Source organism: Streptomyces sp. HUAS TT11 (assembly GCF_051553595.1).
Lineage (GTDB): Bacteria > Actinomycetota > Actinomycetes > Streptomycetales > Streptomycetaceae > Streptomyces.
Genome location: NZ_CP196184.1, coordinates 8,227,208 through 8,244,258, shown reverse-complemented (window position 1 = coordinate 8,244,258; position 17,051 = coordinate 8,227,208). Strand labels below are relative to the sequence as shown.

Below are 17,051 nucleotides of genomic sequence, written 5' to 3'. Positions count from 1 at the left end.
GCTCACAGCAGTGAGACGCTCATCGGCCGGAACCGGACCACCGAGCGTGCCCCGTCGCCGGCCCACGTCACCTCGACGCCGTCGCCGTCGACCGCCACGGCGGTGACGGCGTCCACGAGAGGCGTGGGTTCGGCTTCGGCGGTCAGGGTGGCCAGGCACACATGCACCGACGTGCCGCCGGTCCGCCCGCCGAGACGAGGAACGTGGGCCCATCGGGTCCAGGCCGTGCCCTGGGGCGCGCGCAGTGATTCGTGGCCGTCGTCCCAGCCGTGGAGCCCGTGCAGCGCCGAGACCGCGGTGTCATCGGGCCCCGTGGCCCAGCCCGTGAGACGCACCCGCGCTCCGTCCGGGGCGCCGACCACGCGGTGGACGCGCAGTTCGTACCGGCCCCGCGCCACCGTGACGCTCTCCACCCGCAGGCCCGGCACCATCGGCGGGCCTGCGACGAAGACGGGCCGGTGCCAGGACGCGGCCCAGCCCCATCCCTCGCCGTGCCCCGCCCCCAGGGGGTGGATGCGGCGCCGGACGCTTGCCCGGCCGTTCACCACCACCGAGAAGTGGTTGTCCGCGACGTTCCCGGGCGCCGTGGGCCCGGTGCGGGTGGAGTACGCGAGCCGCCCGTAGTGCGGATCGTTCCCGTCCGCCGCCTCGCCCTCGTGATGGCGTACGTCGTCACTGCCGTGATTGTGCAACCGTACGGTCCCGTCGGCACGTGTCGCCTGCACCAGGAGTCCCGGTGCGGGCAGGGCGAGGACCCGATCGGCCTCCTCGACCGGCCCCGGCTCCTCCCTGGCCGTCCACAGCGGATGACCGGCAGGCGCCAGGAGGGACACGAACGCCTTCGACGCCCAGTAGGGGGAGGCGGGACCGGAGTAGGCCTGGAGCGTGGCCTCGTGCGGGCCGTGCCAGCCGAGGCTGAGCAGACCGTCCCCGGTGAGCGCTCCTCGGTCCAGGAAGTAGCGCAGGGTGCCGCTCGTCAGCCGCCGGGAGGTGCCCGCGGTCAGCGGGGTGTGTCCGGTGACCGCACCCAGGGCGACGGCTGTCGAGGCGGCGAACCGGTACACGAGCGACCGGCCGAAGTGCAGCGGTGCGCCGTCGGCGCCGAACAGGAGCGAGAACCCTTCGAGGTGCTCGCGCAGCCGGGCGCCGTAGTGGGCGGACCGCTCGCCGTCCCCTGCGAGGTGGGCGTCCAGCATCGGATACAGGTGCAGGGCCCAGCCGTTGTAGTGGTCGAACGCCTGGTGGTCCCCGTCCGTGTACCAGCCGTCGCCGCGGTACCAGCCCTCCAGCAGGTCCACCGCGCGCTGCCGGGCCGCCGCGGTCTCCGCGTCCCCGCGGCCCACCGATTCCAGGAACCCGGCGACGGTGAACGGGAACAGGTACCAGTTGTTCGGTGCGGGCGAGTGGCGCAGCGCACTGCGCAGCCATTGCTCCGCCCGGTCCTGGACGCCGGGATCGAGGTTCTTCCACAGCCAGGGGGCGGTCAGCCGCAGCCCGAGCGCGACCGAAGCCGACTCCACCATCGGCTGGCCCTGCACATCGTGGTCCAGGACCAGGGGCCAGGACTCGGTGTCGTCACGGCCCGGGGTGCGGGTGCCGGCGGCGAGTCCGCGCGCGTACCGCTCCAGCCATCCGTGCGGATCGTCCCCGTCCGCGCCCGCCACGCGGAACGCGGCGGCGAGGAACGTGCGGGCATAACCTTCCAGGCCGTCGGAGCGCACCCCCGAGCGCGACGGCCGTCCGGGCAGGTGGAGCAGGGCGTCACCGGGTGTGCTCCAGCGCCACGCGGAGGCCAGCAGCCCGTCCGCCACGGCCTCCCAGTGCGCGCGGGTGTACCCGGTGTACGGGCTCGACCCGCGGTCCTCCGGCGGCAGTTCGAAGGGGGTGTTCATGCCTGGATCGCCGCCCTCTCGCGTCGTACGGGATGCAGGAATCCGGCACCCGAGGCCCAGCGCGCGGTCTCGGCGAGGGCGAGATCGGCCAGCCGGCGCCACTCGTTGCCCTGGGAACCGGCCAGGTGGGGGGTGATGAGCACGTTGCCGCACTCCCACAACGGGTGGTGCGGAGGCAGTACTTCGGGGTCGGTGACGTCGAGGACGGCCCGGATGCGGCCCGCCGCGGCGGCCTCGGCGAGTGCGCCCTGATCGACGATCGCTCCGCGTGCGGTGTTGATCAGAACGGCGCCGGGGCGCATCGACTCGATCAGTCCGCGGCCGACCAGAGCGCGGGTCTCGGGGAGCAGCGGCGTGTGCACGCTGACCGTGTCGCTGCGCGCGAAGAGCTCGTCCAGCCCGACGCGGGTCACACCGAGTCCGGCCGCCTCGGCTTCGGAGACGTACGGATCGTGGAGGAGCACATCGAGGTCGTGGGGGCGCAGCAGTTCGATGACACGGCGCCCGATGAGTGATGCCGACAGGATGCCCACCGTGCGGCGGAAGTTGCCGACGGTGCGCGGGGTGCCCAGCCAGTCGTCGCTGCTGCGGGACGCACGGTAGTCACGGGCGCGTTCGAGGACGTGTTTGCCGGTGAGCAGGATCATCGCGAGGGTGTACTCGGCGACCGGCACGGCGTTGGCCGCGGCGGCGGAGGACACCTCGATGCCCCGCTCCCAGCAGGCTTCGGTGATGTGGTGCCGCACACTGCCCGCGGTGTGCACGACCGCGCGCAGCCGGGGTGCCGACCTCAGCACGGACTCGTCCAGCGGAGGGCAGCCCCAGCCGGTCACCAGAACGTCGACATCGGCGAGGACCGTGACGGCCGTGGGTGTGGTGAGGTCGTCGAGGACGGGGAGTGCCAGGTCGCAGACGGCGGCGAGGGCGGCCAGCGACTCGCGGTCGAGGACGGCTGCCGCGGCCTCCCGGGACATGGCGAGGGCGGCGCGAGGGCGTGGCGCGGGACCGGGCTGGGAGCGGGTCATGTGGGCGCGGCAACTCCTGACTCGGTGGTGCGGTGCACATGGGACACCTGTGTGTCCGTGCGGACACGGTCTGTGCGGGTCACGGGAATCCTCACGGCCCGGACGGGAAGCGGTCAAGGGACAGCCCAAGGAATGCGGAACGTCCGGGCGTGCTTCGACGGACGTCCGCTCACACGGTGGAGCCCCGGGCGCCGAGGATCCGGACCCGCCGCCCATGCCTGCGCAACGGTCGCCGTCCAGACTGGTGGGGACGGAGGTGCACCGCCGGTGGCCCGACCCGGCGGGTACGCGCCCGGAACGGGAGGGGCCGGGCCTCGGGCGAGGCAGGCGTCCCGGTACGAGCGGCTGGAGATGGCGATGACCCGACCGGACGACCGCCGGCCGATCGTGGTCGGTGTCGATCCCGACCCGGCGAAGCGGGTGGCGCTGGCCTGGGCTGCCGACGAGGCCGCACACCGTCGGGTGCCCCTGCGTCTGGTGCACGCCGACACCGTGCCGACCACGGAGTTCCGCAGATGGGAGCTTCCGCAGTCCTGGCAGGTGCGCGATCGGGCGCTCCAGGAGGCCGGCCGTCATGTGCTGGAGACGGCCGTGGCCTTCGCGGAGCGGCGGCAGCCCCGGATCCGGGTGTCGGGACTGCTGGCGGACGGTAACCCGGTGCCCGTCCTGCGTGAACAGAGTCGCGCGGCCACGGCCGTCGTCCTGGGCTCATGGCATCTGAACCGGATACGGGAGATGTTCGGCTCGGAATCCGTCGCCCTGCCCGTCATCTCCCATGCGCACTGCCCGGTGGTCGTCGTGCCCGAGCCGGAACACCCCACCGAGGAGCCCGGGTACGTGGTCGTCGGTGTGGACGGCAGCGCACCTTCCGCGGCGGCCGTCGACTTCGCCTTCGAGGAGGCCGCGCTGCGGGGCGCGACCGTGCGGGCGCTCCATGTGCGGCATCCCGGCCCGCTTGCGGGGGCCGACGCGGACACGGCGCAGCGGGAGAGCGACCGGCTGCTGTCCGGCACGGTGGCCGGTCCCCGCGCCGCCCACCCGGACGTCGAGGTGCACCACGAGGTGGTCGACGGCCATCCCGTGACCGTGCTGACCGATGCCTCCGCCCACGCGCTGGCCCTGGTGGTGGGCACGCGGGGCCACGGCGGATTCACCGGCATGCTGCTCGGCTCGGTGAGCCAGGGCGTGCTGCGCCAGGCCCGTTGTCCCGTCGTCACCGTGCCGCTGCCGGTCGCCCCGGGCGGCCGGCACCGGTCCTGAGCACGTCGCGGGGACGGGCGGGTGTCCCGTCCCGGTCCGTCCGCCGGGAGCCGAACGCGGGCCTGTGTGCCGGGGACGACCCGAACGACGTCCGCGCCCCGCGCCCCGGACCGGCGGCGTGCGTAGGCTGGACCCATGGTGTCGCGCACCACCGGGCGACATGTCGTCCTGCCCGTGCTCAAGGCGCGGTGGCTCAGTCAGACCTTCGTCCACTGGCCCTACGAACCGCGGTTCGTTCAGGCGCTGCTGCCCCCGGGCCTGACGGTCGACACGTACGACGGCGCGGCGTGGGTGGGATTCACGCCTTTCGTGATGGCGGCCCTGCGCCCGGGCGTTCTGCCGTCCGCTCCGTTGTCCTTCGCGGAGACCAACCTGCGCACCTTTGTGCGCCGTCGCGATGGCCTGGACGGCGTGTGGTTCCTGTCCGTGGAGGTCACCGCGCGGGCGATGATGGCGGCCTGGCTGATCGGGGCGCCGTGTCATCTCGGCGTTCTCCAGGTGCGCCACGAGGACGGTGCTGTGCGCTACGCCGGCGTACGCCGCGGAGGCTTTCCGTCCTACCGCCTGACCGTCCGTCCGGGCGGACCCTTCACCCCGGACGCGAGGGATCTGTGGCTGACCTCCCGATGGCACGCCTTCACCCGTATCGGGCCCGTGCTGTGGCGGACCACCGTGGACCACGAGCCGTGGACGCTGTGCCGCGCCGAGGTGGTGGACCTCCGCCAGACGCTGACGACGGCGGCCGGGCTTCCGCCTCCTTCGGGGCCCGCCGTGGTGCACTTCTCGCCCCAGGTGCACACGGTGCGTTTCGCGCTGCCGCGGCCGGCGCGGAGCGGCTGAACGGCGCCGGGCCGGGACCGCCGCCGCCGGTCCTCCCGCCCCGGGCTACGGCGCGGCCGGGTCCAGCAGCCGGGGGCCGTTGTGGTGGACGTCGTTGACGGCGGTGGACACGGGGCGCACGTCGAGGCGGCCGTCCGCCGGAGGGGTCAGCAGGACACGCAGCCGGTCCGGGTCCCGGTGCTCCGGCGCAAGCCAGGCGTCGTGCCGGTCGGGTGCCACCGCGAGCGGCATCCGCGGATGGATGCGGCCGGCCGCATCGGTGGCCTCCGTGGTGATGATCGTGCAGGTCGTCCACCAGGCCGCGGGGTCGTCGTCCGCGGCCACCGAGGGGTCGCGCCAGAACTCGTAGAGCCCCGCGAGGGCCATCACCTCACCGTCCTCCTGGCTGATGAAGTAGGGCTGCTTGCGGGCCTTCGACCGGTCGCTCGCCCGGATCTGCTGCCACTCGTAGAAACCGTCGGCGGGCAGCAGACAGCGCCGCTTGACGAACGCGCTGCGGAAGGCCGGCTTCTCGGCGACCGTCTCCACCCGCGCGTTGATCAACCTGGCGCCGGACTTCGCGTCCTTCGCCCAGGACGGCACCAGCCCCCACCGCAACGGGCGCAGGTACCGCCGGACGGTGCCGCCGCCGCGAGGCGCGCGTTCCAGCACCGCCCACACCTCGTCGGTCGGCGCCACGTTCCAGCTCGGCTCCAGGACGTCCTCCCGGTTCCAGTCGGTGACGTGGAAGCGGCGGACCAGGTCCTCGGGGCTGCGGGTGGACACATAGCGACCGCACATGGGCTCACTGTGGCACGCACGGTGAGGCAGCACCCGGCTCCCGGACGGGATCACGGATGGCCGCTGCCTCCTGGGGCGGAGAGCGGACGGCCTCCGGGCGGGGCGACGGAGGCGAAGGCCATACGGAACAGGTCCCAGGCGCTTGCGTCACCGACCGCGGTGCTCCCGCCCTGCGCGGCTCGAACGCGCCGGTACGCCGACTCGGTGACCGTGCCGCCGGCACCGGCCGGATGGGCCGAGTCGATGGGGATCGTCTCCACGAGCACCGTTCCTTCCGTACGCGCTGCGAAGCGGCCGACGGCCCCCGCGGCGCGCGAGCACGGTGCCGCCCGGCAAGGCCGTGGCCCGCCGGGGCGGCCTCGGTCCGCGCCCGCAGACTGCCACTGCGACGGCATTCAGGTGTCCCGCGCCCCTCGTACGCGCCGCGACGAGCGCCTCGCGACCACCCGGTTGGCGGAACGGGCGAGGTGCCGGCGCGGCAGGGTCGGCCGTTCGGGCGTCGCCGGCGGACGGTCCGGCACCGACGGTGGCGATCGGGCGGCTGATCCCGCCGACGGTGCGTCTATGCGGGGCCGTCACCCCGGTGGGCCGGTCCCGGCTCGGTGCGCGCGGCGGACTTGTCCGTCTGGTCGATGGCGTCCGCCGGCCGCCCCGGCACGGCGCACAGGCGCCTGCGCGCAGCCTGGGCGAGGGCCAGGGCCCCCATGGCGTAGGCACCGCCGAGCACGGCGGATGCGCGAGCGCCCGGCAGGATCGGCTCCAGCGACTGCAACAGCGTCTCGTGCGCCGACCACAGCGCCAGGACACCGCACACCCCGGCGGCGCCCGACAGCGCTCCGCCCGCGCCGATGCGCCGCAGCGCGGCCCTGATCTCGCTCTCCACCGCGAGCAGCTCGTTCCGTGCCAACTGCGCGGTGTCCTGGGCCAGGCGGGCCGCCGCATCGCCCACCGGACTCCTGTGGTCCGACGAGCCGTCGCCTTGCATGCCCATCGCCGCCGCCTCCGTCTCCTAGCGCATCGCATTCGGTGCCTCTCGACGCCTGGGCCGACAGCCGGGAGTCCACTCCCGCAGTACCCCCTCACACCCCACCGACACGGCATCGATCGCCGGTCCCGCGGCCTGCTCCGGCCTGCGCCCGACGCGTCTCTCACCCGTCCGCCGCCAATACGAGCCGCCGCCAAAAAAAGGTGTGATTGTTGTAAACCACTGCAATATGGACACGCTGTGAGTGAGGAGCGACGGTGAGCGACCCTGACCGGACGTCCGGAGGCACGCGAGCGGCTGGTTCCGCGGTCGATGAGGCGTGCGCGGTCGCCGACGCCGTCCTCTACGAGGGCTACCTCCTCTATCCGTACCGGCGGTCGTCGGCCAAGAACCGGGTGCGCTGGCAGTTCGGCATCCTCGCTCCGCGCGCCTGGGCGGAGGCACACGGTCCGGTGGCACCGAGCATCTCGGGCTCCGTGGAGGCCTGGCGGCAGCAGACCGAGTGCCTGCTGAGGGCGGAGCCCGGCGCGGTGGTCCGCGTACGGGTGCGCTACCTGCAGATGCAGCACAGGGCCGTGGAGCGCCGCACCGAGGAGGGCCACTACGTACCGGCCGACTCCGTGGAGGCATCGGGGGCGGTGTATCTGGCGTTCGACGAAGCGGTGCCCCGCGAGCGGGACTTCGTCGTCCCGCTGGACGATCTCGTGGGCAGGGAAAGGGAGTTCGACTTCGGTGCCCCCGCCGGCGAGGAGACCGAGGAACTGCCCGGCGGTGCCGGTCGCCTGGTGCGCCGGCGCCGTCCGGTCCTGGCCAGGACGACACTGCGCGCGGAGCGGCTCCCCGGCCCAGGAGCACTGCACCGGCTGCGGGTGCGCACCGAGAACACCTGCGGCGGCGTGCCCGCCGAGTCCGGACGCGATGAGGCCCTGGCCCATGCCCTCATCGCCACGCACACCTTCATCGGCGGCGAGCAGGTCGCCTTCTTCTCCTCCATCGACCCTCCGGAGGAGGTCGCGGAGCACACCCGTGACTGCGCCAATCTGCACACGTTCCCGGTACTGGCGGGCGCGGAGGGGTCGGACGGCCTTGTGCTGTCGTCCCCGATCATCCTGCCCGACCATCCCCAGGTGGCGCCCGAGAGCCCGGGCGACCTCCATGACGCCGCGGAGATCGACGAGATTCTGACTCTGCGGACCCTGGTGCTCACGGACGACGAGAAGCGCGAGGCGCGCGCCACCGATCCCAGGGCCGCGCTGATCCTGGACCGGGTCGAGGCCATGCCGCCGGAGGTGATGGCCCGGCTGCACGGCGCCATCCGCTCGCTGGCTCCCGCAGCCGACCGCCCCGCCGGGCCGGCGGACGATCACCGTCCTGGACCGGGAAGGGTGTCATGGACGCCATCGAGTTGCTGAAGCACGACCACCGTGTGGTCGAGCAACTGTTCCGCGACTATCACGCCGCCGCCTCCGGGCCGCAGCGCCGCGCCGTGGTCGAGATCCTCGTACGGGAGCTGTCCAGGCATACGACGGTCGAGGAACTGATGGTGTACCCGCTGGCCAGGGAGGTGCTCCCGGACGCGGAACAGGTGATCGACGACCATCTGGCCGAGCACATCACGGCGGAGAAGACCCTGCTGGCCCTCGACCGGCTCGGCGAGGACGACACACGCGAGAGCGAACTCGTCGCGCGGCTGCGCCAGGAGATCGAGGAGCACCTGCGCGAGGAGGAGGGCGAGCTGATGCCCCGCCTCCGGGACGCGGTCTCCCAGCGAGAACTCGACGAACTGGGGCGGCTCCTCGCACGGGCCAAGCAGACCGCCCCGACCCGACCACACCCCAACGCGCCCGTCGAGCCCCCCGCCCTGGCGTTCGCCGGACCGGTGGCCGCGGCCTACGACCGACTCCGGGACCGACTGCAAGGGAGGCCGAGCACATGAGCGGGACCACGAAGGTCAGCCAACCCCCCGACAGGGCCGATCAGAGAAACGGCTTCGACGAGATCCATGTCCTGTGGATCTCCGAGGGCATGAGCTGCGACGGCGACACCATCTCGATGACGGCCGCCGGTCAGCCGGCCATCGAGGACATCGTCCTCGGACTCGTGCCGGGCCTGCCCAAGGTGAACCTGCACAACAAGGTGCTCTCACCCGCCATGGGCGGCGAGGACTTCCTCGCGCCCTTCCGCGCCGCGGCGCGGGGCGAGCTGGAGCCGTTCGTCCTGGTGATCGAGGGGTCGATCCCCAACCAGAAGATCATTCAGGGGGACGGCTACTGGACGTCGTTCGGCAACGACCCGGACACCGGCAAGCCGCTCACCCTCAACTGGTGGATCGACCACCTCGCGCCCCGCGCGTGGGCCGTCGTCGCGGTCGGGACCTGTGCCACCTACGGCGGGATCCATGCGATGGCGGGCAACCCGACCGGCTCCATGGGCCTGGCCGACTACCTGGGCTGGGACTTCCGATCGCAGGGCGCGCTGCCCATCGTGAACATTCCGGGCTGCCCGATCCAGCCGGAGAACTTCATGGAGACGCTGACGTGGCTCCTGTACCACGCGGCCGGGTCGGCACCGCCGCCCCCGCTGGACCACATGTTGCGCCCGCAGTGGCTGTTCGGGAAGACGGTGCACGAGGGCTGCGACCGCGCCGCCTACTACGAGCAGGCCGACTTCGCCAAGGACTACAACTCCCCCAAGTGCCAGGTCAAGGTGGGCTGCTGGGGTCCGGTCGTCAACTGCAACGTGCCCAAGCGCGGCTGGATGTCGGGCGTGGGCGGCTGCCCGAACGTGGGTGGTATCTGCATCGGCTGCACGATGCCCGGTTTCCCGGACGCCTTCATGCCGTTCATGGACGAACCGACGGGCGCCACCTTCTCCGCGGCGCTGATCAGACCCTACGGGGCCGTCATCCGTCGACTGCGCGGCATCACCAACATGGCCGTCAACCGCGAGCCCAAGTGGCGTCACCCCAAGGCCGAGCTGACGAGCGGTTACGACGCGCACTGGCGCCCCTGAGACACACCCAGCGAAAGAGAGTGAGGAAAGCACGGACATGACGGCAACCGAGGCGCGGGGCGCCAAGCGCAAACCCGCGCAGATCGTGGACATGTCCTGGGATCCGATCACGCGGATCGTCGGCAATCTCGGCATCTACACGAAGATCGACTTCGCGAACCGGGAGGTGGTGGAGTGCCACAGCACTTCGTCGCTCTTCCGCGGCTACTCCGTCTTCATGAGAGGCAAGGACCCCCGCGACGCGGGCTTCATCACGTCACGCATCTGTGGAATCTGCGGCGACAACCACACCACGTGTTCCAACTACGCCCAGCAGATGGCGTACGGCGTCAAGCCTCCGATGCTCGCCGACACCATCGTCAACCTGGGCGAGGCGGCCGAGTACATCTTCGACCACACGATCTTCCAGGACAATCTGGTCTTCGTCGACTTCTGCGAGGCCATGGTCAAGTCCACGAACCCGAGCGTGCTGGCCAAGGCCGAACGCACCGAGGCACGCAACGGCGCGATCCACGGCTACCGGACGATCGCCGACATCATGCGCGCCTTCAACCCCTTCGAGGGCGAGGTGTACAAGGAGGCGCTGAAGGTTAGCCGGATCACCAGGGAGATGTTCTGCCTGATGGAAGGGCGCCATGTGCACCCGTCCACCCTGTATCCGGGCGGCGTGGGCACGATGCCCGAGCCGACCACGTTCACCGACTACCTCTCCCGTCTCGTGCGCGTGATCGACTTCGTCAAGAAGGCCGTCGCGATGAACGACGACGTCTTCGACTTCTTCTACGACGCGCTGCCCGGCTACGAGGAGGTCGGCCGCCGCCGCATCCTGCTGGGCTGCTGGGGCGCCTGGCAGAACCCGGACGTCTGCGACTACCGCTACGAGACGATGAGCGAGTGGGGCAAGGCGATGTACGTCACCCCCGGCATCGTCGTGGACGGCAAGCTCCTCACCAACGACCTCGTCGACATCAACCTGGGCATCCGGGTGCTGCTGGGCAGCTCCTACTACGAGGACTGGGTCAACGAGCAGGCGTTCGTCACCCACGATCCGCTGGGCAACGCCGTCGACATGCGCCACCCCTGGAACCAGACCACGGTCCCCATGCCGCAGAAGCGCGACTTCAGCGGCAACTACAGCTGGGTGATGAGCCCACGCTGGTACGACAAGAGGAGCGAGGAGCACCTCGCCCTCGACACCGGCGGCGGCCCGCTGGCCCGGCTGTGGTCGACGGCGCTCAACGGCCTCGTCGACACGCCGTACGTCAAGGCCACCGGGCACAGCGTGCAGATCTCGCTGCCCAAGAGCGAGCAACTGCCCGAGATGACGCTGGAGTGGAAGATCCCGCAGTGGAGCAACACGATCGAGCGCGACCGGGCCCGGCCGTACTTCGTCGCGTATGCCGCCGCCATGGCCTTCTACTTCCTGGAGAAGGCCATGGGCTTCGTCCGCGCCGGCGAGACCAAGGTCTTCGAGAACTACGAGGTACCGGACGAGGCGATCGGCTGCGGCTTCCACGAGGCGGTGCGCGGTGTGCTGTCCCACCACCTGGTGATCAAGGACAAGAAGATCGCGAACTACCACCCCTACCCGCCGACACCGTGGAACGGCAGTCCGAGGGACATGTACGGCACCCCCGGCCCGTACGAGGACGCCGTCATGGGTCAGCCGATCTTCGAGGAGAACGGTCCCGACGACTTCAAGGGCGTCGACATCATGCGCACCGTCCGCAGCTTCGACCCCTGTCTGCCCTGCGGCGTACACATGTACCTCGGCAACAACAACACGCTGACCAAGTTGCACTCGCCCACGTACGGAGCGGCCCATGCCTGAGACCGCACGGCTCGACGAGGCGACGGTCGCGGAGCGACTGGCGCGGCTCGACCTGCTGCTCGAGCAACTGGAAGGCGCTCCCGGCCCCATGACCGGCGCGGCCATCGAAGCGGTGCAGGTCCTCGCCGCGGTCTACGGTGAGGCCCTGGCCCGGGTCATGGACGGCGCGCACCCCCACCTGGTGGAGCGCCTGGTCGGGGACGACCTCATCGGCCACCTCCTCGTGCTCCACGGCATCCACCCCGAACCTCCCGAGCGCCGGGCCGAGCGTGCCGTCGCCGGTCTTCGCCCCTCGGTACGCGAGCGGGGCGGGGACGTCGAGCTGATGGGCGTGGAGGAAGGCGTCGCACGGGTGCGACTGGCCGCCAAGGGATGCGGTTCCTCCACCACCGAACTGGAGAGTGCGGTCCGTGAGGCCGTGCTCACCCTGGCCCCCGAACTCTCCGGCGTCGAGCGTGCCCCGGGGCCCGAGGGCCGGCCGAGCACCTTCGTACCGCTCGAAGCACTCACCCTGCGTGCGGCGTCCGTCGGAGACCGGTCATGACCTCCGGCGCGCTCGCCCGTGTCATCCGCTCCGCCGCCGACCGGCGCACGGACGTGGAGCGCTGCGACCTGTGCGGCGCGGACGTCCCCTCCGAACACCGCCATCTGCTCGACGGGGGTGGCGAGGAGGTGCTGTGCGCCTGCCGGCCCTGCTCCCTGCTCTTCAACGAGGCGGGGGCGAGCGAGGGGCGGTACCGGCTGGTGCCGCAGCGGCGGGTACGCCTGCCTCCGGTGGGTACTCGGGGGCTGGGTGTCCCCGTGGGGCTCGCCTTTTTCGTGCGGCGCGCGGACGGCACCGTGACCGCGCACTATCCGAGCCCCGCCGGTGCCACCCGCTGGGAGGCGGACCCGGAGGCATGGAGTGACGTCGTCGCGGACTGCCAGCCGCTCGCCACCCTGGAACCCGACGTGGAGGCGCTGCTGGTGAACACGGCGCACTCCGCACGGGAGCACTGGATCACCCCGATCGACGACTGCTTCCGGGTGGTGGCGATCGTACGGCGGGAGTGGCGGGGCCTGTCCGGCGGCAGCCGGGTATGGCCGGCCGTCGGTCAGTTCTTCGCGGAACTGACCGAACAACCGTAGACCGGCAAGGAGCGGACGATGGGAAGCATCCGAGTGGGCAAGCCGGACGTGCGGCCCGATACACCGACCCACGTCTCCGGACTGCACCAGGGCAACCTGGGCCCGTACAGCCGTCAGACCGGGCATCACAAGGACGGGACGGCCGACGCACGGCGCTCGACCGGAATCCACTGGAGGAAGCACAACGCGATCGCGAGGACCATGCCGAACCTCCCCCCGGGGTGACACGGCACTCACGAGCGCAGACGACGACCTAGGAGTACGAACATGGCCAAGCGAGTACTGATCGCCGAGGCGCTGCTCGTGGCAGGCCTGGCGACCGCCGTGCTGCTCAGGGAGATGCCCGGGCTGGTGCGTGAAGTCAGGATCTGGCGGATGGTGGGACTGCCCGGCGTCACCCGGCGCCGCCGCTGACCACCCGCCCACGGGGCGCATTGTGCCGGGCCGCGCAGCACTGCTGCGCGGCCCGGCGTCGTTCCCCGACCGCCGCCCGCGTGGGCGGCGGTCGGCGCTCCGTCCCGTCGCCGGCGGCCGGACGCCCATCCGCGCGGCCGTGTGCGGGACGTCGATCGTGTATGCCGGTCCCGGCCCCTCCCCCGGCCCGGCGATCGTGGATGCGGCGGGCGGCGCTCAGCCGAAGCTCGCCAGGAGTTCGCGGTAGCGCTTGGCGTGCAGGGCGAGCTCCTCGGTGCCGCGCGCATCGTGCAGCACCAGGGGTTCCGCGTACGCGAGGCCCATGCGGTGGGCGGTCTGTTCCAGCGGCCGCAGCAGCTCCGCCATGGTGAAGCGATGGAATCCGCCGGGGTGGTAGGCCTCCTCCACGCCTCCGGTGGACGTGACCAGCTGGAGGGTCTTGCCCCGGAGCAGCGGTCCGGAGTCGTAGGCGAAGTCGCGCAGCATCACCTCGTCCAGCCACTGCTTGAGAAGGCCGGGGACGGAGTACCAGTGGAAGGGGAACTGGAAGACGATCATGTCGTGCTCGCGCACCAGTCGCTGCTCGGCGGCCACATCGATGATCCGGTCGGGGTAGGCCGCGTGGATGTCGTGCAGCGTCACATGGTCCAGGTCCCGTACGGCGTCGGCCAGCGCGGAGTTGATCCGGGACCGGCGCAGGTCGGGATGGGCGAGCAGGACCAGGGTGCGGACTGTCATGGTCGTTCTTTCCATTCGGACAGACAGGTCTGTCTTGTCGAGGGGTCGGACCGTCCCCCGGCGCCGGGCCGGGGGACGGGTTCGGGGATCAGCGGCGGGCGGGTGCGGCCAGGTCGACCAGGGCGCGCGCCGCGGCCTTGGCGGCCGTCGGCATGGCCGGGTTCTGCTCGAGCTTGCCCGCCGCCAGCGTGCCGTCGATGAGCAGCGTGAGCTGAAGCGCCAACTCGTCCGGGTCCTCGGCGCCGGCCTCCTCCGCCAGGGAGCGCACCCAGTCGCGGACGGACTGCTTGTGCTCGACCGTCACGGTGTACGGCGCACTGCCCGGCTCGCTCTCGGCGGCCGCGTTGATGAACGGGCAACCGTGGAAGCCGTGGCGGCGGTAGGACTCGGCGACGGCGTCGAACATGCCGACCAGTTGCTCACGGGGGTCGCTTCCCGCGGCGAGTGCCGCCCGGCGCAGCTTGCCGCGCCAGGAGTCGTCGGTACGGCGCAGATACGCCGCCGCCAGGGCGTCCTTGGACGGGAAGTGCGCATACAGGGTGGCCTTGGCGACGCCCGAGTCCGCGATGATGCGGTCCACGCCCACTCCACGCAGCCCGTGCGCCGCGAACAGATCACTGGCCGTGCTCAGGATCCGTTCCCGGGCGGGAAGTCGCTTCACTGTGGCGGGCATGACGGTCACCTCGTTCCGAGCGGGGCCCGACGGTTCGGGCACCTGCACAAACTTACAGACAGGTCTGTCTATTCCGGAAGCCCCGAACGGGTCCCGGAACGCCGGCGGGCGGGCGCGGCCCCATCTGTGCGGCATGGCCCGTCCGAACTATTGTTTCGCACTACACCTAGATGCATAATGCGGTTATGCATAATCGGGTTATGGACTCTGAGACCCCCGCGGCATCACCCGAGGACCTGATGATCGCGGTGGAGCAGCTGGTGCGTTATGTACGCTCCAGCGCCACCACCGCCAGCCTGAGCGTCGCGGCAGCCTCCGCCCTGGGCCGGATGAGCCGCGAGGGTCCGTATCGGCTGACCGAACTGGCCCGGGCCGAACGGGTCTCCCAGCCGAACATGACCCAGCTCGTCACCCGTATGGAGCGCGCCGGCCTGGTGCGGCGCGTCGCCGACAGCAGCGACGGGCGAGGCGTACTGGTCCAAGCCACCGAGACCGGCCTCGAGGTCTTCCGGCAGCGCCGCACCGAGCACGCCGAGGCGCTGCGGGAACTGGTCGAGGAACTGACCGGTCCCGAGCAGCGTGCGGTCAAGACCGCACTTCCGGCTCTCGCCCGGGCGATCCAGCAGCGCCAAGCCCGCTCCTGACCCCTGCCTCCTCCACCCCCATCACGCGCACTCCCGACACCTCTCGAACTCAACGACTCCGCTCGAAAGAGAACACTGCAATGAGTGCATCGCACGGGACGGCCGCCAGCCCGTTCAAGCAACCCAAGGCCGTCTGGGCCGTCGCGTTCGCCTGCGTCATCTCGTTCATGGGCATCGGACTGGTCGACCCGATCCTGCCCGCCCTCGCCGAGAGCCTGCACGCCACACCCAGCCAGGTCTCCCTGCTCTTCAGCAGCTACCTGATCGTCACCGCGGTGGCGATGCTGATAGTCGGCTGGGTGTCCAGCCGCATCGGCGCCAAGCGCACCCTGGTCATAGGCCTGATCATCATCGTCGTGTTCGCCGCACTGGCCGGCACCAGCGGCTCCATCAACGGCATCGTCGGCTTCCGCGCCGGATGGGGGCTCGGCAACGCGCTCTTCATCGCCACCTCCCTGGCCGTCATCGTCGCCTCGGCCAGCGGCGGCTTCGGCGGCGCGATCATCCTGTACGAAACGGCCCTGGGCCTCGGTATCGCCGTGGGCCCGCTGCTGGGCGGCGAGTTGGGCGCCATCAGCTGGCGCGGGCCCTTCTTCGGGGTCGCCGTCCTCATGGCGATCGCCCTGGCCGCGACCATCGCCTTCGTCCCCTCCCTGCCCAAACCGCAACACCGGACCTCACCCCTCGCCCCGCTCAAGGCGTTGCGCCACCGCGGACTGCTGACCATGGGCATCATGGCCCTGCTGTACAACTGGGGCTTCTTCACCATGCTCGGCTACGCCCCCTACCCCATGGAGCTGGACGCTCATCAGCTCGGCCTGGTCTTCACCGGCTGGGGCCTGCTGGTGGCGGCCTTCAGCGTCTTCTTCGCGCCGCGCCTGCAGGCCCGTTACGGCACGGCCCCGGTCCTGTACGCCAACCTGCTGGGCCTCGGCATCGTGATGGCCGTCATCGCCGCCGGCGTCAGCACCCCGGCCGTGGTCATCGTGGCGGTCATCGTCAGCGGCGCCTTCATCGGCATCAACAACACCCTCACGACCCAGGCCGTCATGCTCGTCTCCCCCGTCGAGCGTCCCGTGGCCTCCTCGGCCTACGGCTTCCTGCGCTTCATCGGCGGCGGCCTCGCCCCCTACGTCGCCGGAAAGCTCGCCGACGCCACCGATCTGAGCGTCCCCTTCTACGTCGGCGCGGCGACGTTCGTGCTCGCCATTCCCGTCCTGGCCACCGGGCACCGCCTGCTCCGCCAGGCCGAACAGCGCACCGGGGACGGGCCGCCTGTCACCGCGACGCTCACCCCGGTCGGCCCCGCGGCCGCGCCCGGCACACCTCCGCTCATCGTCGCCGTCGGCGCACACGACCGGGCCGCCGTCATCGTCGACGCCGCGGCACAGCTCGCCCGTGACGCAGGCAGCCCGCTGGAGGTCGTCCATGTGCAGCAGACCGCCGTCGTCGAGGAACAGGCCGTCGACACCGAGGACACCGAGCAGGCGCGCGCCGCGGTGACCGTCCACCTCGACCGCCTCGCGGCACACGGCATCCCCGCCACCGGCCAGATCCTCACCAGCGTCGGGGACCACGCGGCCGCCGGCCGGGTCCTGGCCCAGCACGCCGCCGACGTCCACGCCCGCACCGTCGCCGTGGGGCGCTCTCCACGGGGTCCGCTCGCCCAGTTCGCCGACGGCAGCTTCACCACCGCCCTGACCCACGCGGCCGACTGCACCGTCGTCCTCGTCGATCCGGACCACAGCCCTCGGCCGCTCACCGCGGCGACGCTCACAGAGCTGCGCAACAGCCCCGCCTGAGCCGGGCCCGCGAACCGGCCGGACGAA

General features: G+C 71.5%; 19 protein-coding genes. 12 read left to right on the top strand and 7 right to left on the bottom strand.

Annotation, left to right across the window (positions count from 1 at the left end; translation table 11 throughout):
• Positions 1-2 precede the first annotated feature (2 nt).
• Together ACSHXN_RS37075 and ACSHXN_RS37070 are read right to left on the bottom strand one after the other, a co-directional pair.
• Complete coding sequence (locus ACSHXN_RS37075) at positions 3-1,892, bottom strand: DUF2264 domain-containing protein (protein ID WP_438305351.1); 1,890 nt, start codon at positions 1,890-1,892, stop codon at positions 3-5.
• Positions 1,889-2,917, bottom strand: a complete 1,029-nt coding sequence (locus ACSHXN_RS37070) for a hydroxyacid dehydrogenase (protein WP_355139677.1) — start codon at positions 2,915-2,917, stop codon at positions 1,889-1,891. Before ACSHXN_RS37070 ends, ACSHXN_RS37075 begins: the two co-directional genes overlap by 4 nt.
• A gap of 357 nt (positions 2,918-3,274) precedes the next feature.
• On the opposite strand from ACSHXN_RS37070, the gene ACSHXN_RS37065 reads away from it, so the two are divergent.
• Entirely contained in the window at positions 3,275-4,177 is a 903-nt protein-coding gene (locus ACSHXN_RS37065; RefSeq protein ID WP_438305350.1) for a universal stress protein, read from the top strand.
• Positions 4,178-4,312: 135 nt separating this feature from the next.
• Entirely contained in the window at positions 4,313-5,017 is a 705-nt protein-coding gene (locus ACSHXN_RS37060) for a YqjF family protein (protein WP_356114461.1), read from the top strand.
• Between the two features lie 45 nt (positions 5,018-5,062).
• On the opposite strand, the gene ACSHXN_RS37055 is transcribed toward ACSHXN_RS37060, so the two are convergent.
• From ACSHXN_RS37055 to ACSHXN_RS37045, 3 genes are all read right to left on the bottom strand, one after another.
• The gene (locus tag ACSHXN_RS37055; protein WP_356114462.1) at positions 5,063-5,797 is read right to left on the bottom strand and encodes an SOS response-associated peptidase; all 735 of its coding nucleotides are present in this window, start codon (positions 5,795-5,797) and stop codon (positions 5,063-5,065) included.
• 50 nt (positions 5,798-5,847) lie between these two features.
• Complete coding sequence (locus ACSHXN_RS37050) at positions 5,848-6,057, bottom strand: hypothetical protein (protein ID WP_355139685.1); 210 nt, start codon at positions 6,055-6,057, stop codon at positions 5,848-5,850.
• 302 nt (positions 6,058-6,359) lie between these two features.
• Complete coding sequence (locus tag ACSHXN_RS37045) at positions 6,360-6,788, bottom strand: phage holin family protein (protein ID WP_438305347.1); 429 nt, start codon at positions 6,786-6,788, stop codon at positions 6,360-6,362.
• Between the two features lie 251 nt (positions 6,789-7,039).
• Between ACSHXN_RS37045 and ACSHXN_RS37040 the strand changes: the two genes are divergently transcribed.
• The 8 genes from ACSHXN_RS37040 to ACSHXN_RS37005 are packed head-to-tail and all read left to right on the top strand — an operon-like array spanning position 7,040 to position 13,167.
• Positions 7,040-8,194 (top strand): hypothetical protein, encoded by a 1,155-nt coding sequence (locus ACSHXN_RS37040; RefSeq protein WP_383358268.1) that lies wholly within the window; start codon positions 7,040-7,042, stop codon positions 8,192-8,194.
• Complete coding sequence (locus ACSHXN_RS37035; RefSeq protein WP_355139689.1) at positions 8,173-8,718, top strand: hemerythrin domain-containing protein; 546 nt, start codon at positions 8,173-8,175, stop codon at positions 8,716-8,718. The genes ACSHXN_RS37040 and ACSHXN_RS37035 overlap by 22 nt, the downstream gene beginning before the upstream one ends.
• Positions 8,715-9,794: a hydrogenase expression protein HypE gene (locus ACSHXN_RS37030; protein ID WP_355139691.1), complete on the top strand. Its 1,080-nt coding sequence runs from the start codon at positions 8,715-8,717 to the stop codon at positions 9,792-9,794. Before ACSHXN_RS37035 ends, ACSHXN_RS37030 begins: the two co-directional genes overlap by 4 nt.
• A gap of 37 nt (positions 9,795-9,831) precedes the next feature.
• The gene (locus tag ACSHXN_RS37025; RefSeq protein WP_355139693.1) at positions 9,832-11,625 is read left to right on the top strand and encodes a nickel-dependent hydrogenase large subunit; all 1,794 of its coding nucleotides are present in this window, start codon (positions 9,832-9,834) and stop codon (positions 11,623-11,625) included.
• Positions 11,618-12,169, top strand: coding sequence for a NifU family protein (locus ACSHXN_RS37020; RefSeq protein WP_355139695.1), 552 nt, complete (start codon positions 11,618-11,620; stop codon positions 12,167-12,169). Before ACSHXN_RS37025 ends, ACSHXN_RS37020 begins: the two co-directional genes overlap by 8 nt.
• The gene (locus tag ACSHXN_RS37015; protein WP_355139697.1) at positions 12,166-12,753 is read left to right on the top strand and encodes a DUF5947 family protein; all 588 of its coding nucleotides are present in this window, start codon (positions 12,166-12,168) and stop codon (positions 12,751-12,753) included. Before ACSHXN_RS37020 ends, ACSHXN_RS37015 begins: the two co-directional genes overlap by 4 nt.
• An 18-nt stretch (positions 12,754-12,771) precedes the next feature.
• Positions 12,772-12,978: a hypothetical protein gene (locus ACSHXN_RS37010; RefSeq protein ID WP_355139699.1), complete on the top strand. Its 207-nt coding sequence runs from the start codon at positions 12,772-12,774 to the stop codon at positions 12,976-12,978.
• Between the two features lie 42 nt (positions 12,979-13,020).
• Complete coding sequence (locus tag ACSHXN_RS37005; RefSeq protein WP_181922964.1) at positions 13,021-13,167, top strand: hypothetical protein; 147 nt, start codon at positions 13,021-13,023, stop codon at positions 13,165-13,167.
• Between the two features lie 216 nt (positions 13,168-13,383).
• Here the strand turns inward: ACSHXN_RS37005 and ACSHXN_RS37000 are convergent, their stop codons facing one another.
• Positions 13,384-13,905, bottom strand: a complete 522-nt coding sequence (locus ACSHXN_RS37000; protein ID WP_438305343.1) for an NAD(P)H-dependent oxidoreductase — start codon at positions 13,903-13,905, stop codon at positions 13,384-13,386.
• 88 nt (positions 13,906-13,993) lie between these two features.
• Positions 13,994-14,578, bottom strand: a complete 585-nt coding sequence (locus tag ACSHXN_RS36995; RefSeq protein ID WP_355139703.1) for a TetR/AcrR family transcriptional regulator — start codon at positions 14,576-14,578, stop codon at positions 13,994-13,996.
• Positions 14,579-14,778: 200 nt separating this feature from the next.
• On the opposite strand from ACSHXN_RS36995, the gene ACSHXN_RS36990 reads away from it, so the two are divergent.
• Both ACSHXN_RS36990 and ACSHXN_RS36985 read left to right on the top strand, forming a co-directional pair.
• Complete coding sequence (locus ACSHXN_RS36990; protein ID WP_438305341.1) at positions 14,779-15,222, top strand: MarR family winged helix-turn-helix transcriptional regulator; 444 nt, start codon at positions 14,779-14,781, stop codon at positions 15,220-15,222.
• Positions 15,223-15,302: 80 nt separating this feature from the next.
• The gene (locus tag ACSHXN_RS36985) at positions 15,303-17,024 is read left to right on the top strand and encodes an MFS transporter (RefSeq protein WP_438305338.1); all 1,722 of its coding nucleotides are present in this window, start codon (positions 15,303-15,305) and stop codon (positions 17,022-17,024) included.
• Positions 17,025-17,051: the final 27 nt, after the last annotated feature.